4 protein-coding genes are annotated in these 3,583 nt (G+C 66.4%); 3 read left to right on the top strand and 1 reads right to left on the bottom strand.

Annotation, left to right across the window (positions count from 1 at the left end):
- A partial coding sequence (locus ACFXGJ_RS24240; RefSeq protein ID WP_378625813.1) for an IclR family transcriptional regulator occupies nucleotides 1-601 on the bottom strand: 601 nt, incomplete at its 3' end.
- A 140-nt stretch (nucleotides 602-741) separates the two neighbouring features.
- Here ACFXGJ_RS24240 and leuC point away from each other — a divergent pair.
- From leuC to ACFXGJ_RS24225, 3 genes are all read left to right on the top strand, one after another.
- Nucleotides 742-2,166, top strand: coding sequence for a 3-isopropylmalate dehydratase large subunit (leuC, locus tag ACFXGJ_RS24235; protein ID WP_378625812.1), 1,425 nt, complete (start codon nucleotides 742-744; stop codon nucleotides 2,164-2,166).
- Between the two features lie 28 nt (nucleotides 2,167-2,194).
- On the top strand, nucleotides 2,195-2,809 hold the full coding sequence (gene leuD / locus ACFXGJ_RS24230; RefSeq protein WP_378625810.1) for a 3-isopropylmalate dehydratase small subunit: 615 nt from the start codon (nucleotides 2,195-2,197) through the stop codon (nucleotides 2,807-2,809).
- A gap of 152 nt (nucleotides 2,810-2,961) precedes the next feature.
- The coding region (locus ACFXGJ_RS24225; RefSeq protein WP_378625809.1) for an HU family DNA-binding protein at nucleotides 2,962-3,583 on the top strand (622 nt) is incomplete at its 3' end.

The raw sequence follows: 3,583 nt of genomic DNA, 5'->3' as shown, positions 1-3,583 counted from the left end.
CGGTGCGATCGCGCACCGGTGCCGCGACGCTCGCGACGCCGGGTTCGCGTTCGGCAGCACTCTGCGCCCGGCCCCGCTTGCGGACCTCCACGAGCACCCGTTCGCTGAACAGGGCGTCCGGCAGGACGAGTCGCTGCACCTGGGGATCGGCCCAGGCGAGCAGCACCTTGGCTCCGGATCCGGCGGTCATCGGCATCCGGGCGCCGACGAGCACGGTGTCGCGCAGGCCGGTCGGCGGCTCCATCGACGCGACGCAGACCCGCTGCAGCCCTTCCCGGCGATAGAGCTGAACGCTCTCTCCGGTGATCTCGCGCAGCCGCGGCAACACCAGTGCCGCGGCCTCGAGCAGGCTGTCGTTCGCGGCGGGCGCCAGCTCGGCCAGTCCGGGGCCCGGTCGCCACAGGCCGTCCGAGTCGCGCGCGAGAAGGCGGTGCACCTCGAGACCGACGGCGAGTCGATGCGCTGTAGCGCGCGGCAATCCGGTGCGGGCGCACAGTTCGCCGAGATTGCACGGTTGCTCGGCGACGGCGTACAGAACCGACATGGCCTTGTCGAGCACCCCGATCCCGCTGGAGGCGGTGGAGCCGCTATGCTGTCTCATAGGTCGATACTATCGTCTCGTATTGTGAGATGGAAATTCGGGACGGTGCGATCGACACGAACCGAGAGATGATGGAAGTCGGGCGCCGACCGGGCCCGTCTGATCCCCGGGACGGGACGAATCACAAAGAGGTGGAGAGCATGGCCAGCACAGGGCGCACCCTGGCGGAGAAGGTGTGGGACGAGCACGTCGTCGTCAAGGGAGAGGGTGAGGGATCGGCACGCAAGCCCGACCTCATCTACATCGATCTGCATCTGGTGCACGAGGTGACCAGTCCGCAGGCGTTCGACGGACTCCGGTTGGCAGGCCGTCCGCTTCGGCGTCCCGACCTCACCATCGCCACCGAGGATCACAACGTGCCGACGGTGGACATCGACAAGCCGATCGCAGACCCGGTCTCGCGCACGCAGGTCGACACCTTGCGCCATAACTGCGAGGAGTTCGGTGTCCGGTTGCACCCGATGGGGGACCTGGACCAGGGCATCGTGCACGTGGTCGGTCCGCAGCTCGGGCTGACCCAGCCCGGCATGACCGTCGTGTGTGGTGACAGCCACACCTCGACTCACGGCGCTTTCGGTGCTCTCGCAATGGGAATCGGAACCAGCGAGGTCGAACACGTGATGGCGACGCAGACGCTGTCGCTGCGCCCGTTCAAGACCATGGCGATCAACGTCGAGGGCGACCTGGCGCCCGGCGTCACGAGCAAGGACCTGATCCTCGCCGTGATCGCGAAGATCGGGACCGGTGGCGGTCAGGGCTACGTGCTCGAGTACCGCGGCGAGGCCATCAGGAACATGTCGATGGAAGCCCGAATGACGATCTGCAACATGTCGATCGAGGCCGGCGCGCGGGCGGGCATGATCGCCCCCGACGACACGACATACGAGTTCATCAAGGGCCGTCCGCACGCCCCGTCGGGCGCGGACTGGGACGCGGCGGTCGCGTCGTGGGAGCAGTTGAAGACCGACGCCGATGCAGTTTTCGACAACGAAGTGACCATCGACGCATCGACGCTGACCCCGTTCGTGACCTGGGGCACGAACCCCGGTCAGGGCGCACCGCTCGGCGCGAACGTGCCGGATCCCGCCGACATCGTCGACGAGAGCGAGCGGGCCGCGGCCGAGAAAGCGCTCGGCTACATGGGACTGGAGGCGGGCACGCCGCTGCGTGAGATCGCCGTGGACACGGTGTTCGTCGGTTCCTGCACGAACGGGCGGATCGAGGACCTTCGGGCCGTGGCGAGCGTGCTGAAGGGCCGCAAGGTGGCGCCGAGCGTACGCATGCTCGTGGTGCCCGGCTCGATGCGGGTCCGCGCGGAGGCCGAGAAGGAAGGTCTGGGTGACATTTTCGTCGCGGCAGGCGCCGAATGGCGCCAAGCGGGCTGCTCGATGTGTCTCGGCATGAACCCGGATCAGTTGGCGTCGGGGGAGCGTTCGGCTTCGACCTCCAACCGGAACTTCGAGGGTCGACAGGGCAAGGGCGGCCGGACGCACCTCGTGTCGCCGCTGGTGGCAGCCGCGACCGCCGTGCGCGGAACGCTGTCCGCGCCTGCGGACCTGGACTGAAGACTCGGAAGCGACAGGAGATAAAACGATGGAAGCCTTCACCACTCACAAGGGCATCGGCGTCCCCCTGCGGCGATCCAATGTCGACACGGACCAGATCATTCCCGCGGTCTACCTAAAGCGCGTGACACGTACCGGTTTCGAGGACGGGCTGTTCGCTGCCTGGCGTAACGATCCCGAGTTCGTTCTCAACATTGCGCCCTACGACAAGGGCTCCGTTCTGGTGGCAGGCCCGGACTTCGGCACCGGGTCGTCCCGCGAGCACGCGGTGTGGGCGCTCTCGGACTTCGGTTTTCGGGTGGTGATCGCCTCTCGCTTCGCGGACATCTTCCGCGGCAACGCCGGCAAGGCGGGCCTGCTCGCCGCTCAGGTCGAGCAGTCGGACGTCGAGTTGCTGTGGAAGTTGCTCGAGGAACAGCCCGGGCTCGAAATTGTCGTGGATCTCACGAATCGGACGATCAGCGCCGGAACTCTAGTGGTGCCCTTCACCATTGACGACTACACGCGGTGGCGTCTGCTGGAGGGCCTCGACGATATCGGATTGACGTTGCGCCAGGTAGAGGCGATTTCCGAGTTCGAAAAGTCAAGGCCGTCATGGAAACCTGTGACACTTCCGGAGCGCGTCGCCGAGGGTGACCTGTAGGCAAACGAAGCAGATCGTAGCCGGACAAGAGGAGCCACGCCGCTGAGAACGGCATGAGAATTGGCGTGGCACATAGACTCTTGCGCTTTTCCGGTTTACCGTATTTGCTAGTCGGTCCGACAATGGGCCATTGGTATGCGGAGGTACATCCAATGAACAAGGCGGAGCTCATTGATCAGCTCACCGAGAGACTGAATTCGGACCGCCGCGGTGCGACCGAAGCCGTGGAGCACATCGTCGACATCATCGTGCGCGCCGTGCACGCGGGCGAGAACGTGACGATCACCGGATTCGGTGTCTTCGAGCAGCGTCGCCGAGCGGCGCGCGTCGCGCGCAACCCGCGCACCGGCGAGACCGTCAAGGTCAAGCCGACGTCGGTGCCCGCGTTCCGTCCCGGCGCTCAGTTCAAGGCAGTCATCGCGGGCAAGCAGAAGCTGCCGGCCAGCGGACCGGCCGTCAAGCGTGGCTCGGCGGCCGCTCCGGCCAAGAAGGCTGCAGCGAAGAAGACCGTCGCCAAGAAGGCTGCGGCCAAGAAGACTGTGGCCAAGGCGGCACCCGCGAAGAAGGCGGCGCCCGCGAAGAAGGCGGTCGTGAAGAAGGCGGCGCCCGCAAAGAAGACGGTCGCGAAGAAGACCGTCGCGAAGGCCACGCCGGCGAAGAAGACGGTCGCGAAGAAGACCGTCGCGAAGGCCACCCCGGCGAAGAAGACCGTCGCGAAGAAGACCGGCCCGAAGGCCACCCCGGCGTCGAAGACCGTCGCGAAGAGGGCGGCTC

Origin of the sequence: Rhodococcus sp. NPDC059234 (assembly GCF_042754225.1) — a bacterium.
Taxonomy (GTDB): domain Bacteria; phylum Actinomycetota; class Actinomycetes; order Mycobacteriales; family Mycobacteriaceae; genus Rhodococcus_G.
Note: the sequence above shows the minus strand (reverse complement) of the source record. Positions and strands in the feature narration are given on the sequence as shown.

Excerpts from the sequence above, each read along its gene's own strand:
- leuD (WP_378625810.1), top strand. The coding sequence starts at position 2,195 with ATGGAAGCCTTCACCACTCACAAGGGCATCGGCGTCCCCCTGCGGCGA.
- leuC (WP_378625812.1), top strand. The coding sequence starts at position 742 with ATGGCCAGCACAGGGCGCACCCTGGCGGAGAAGGTGTGGGACGAGCAC.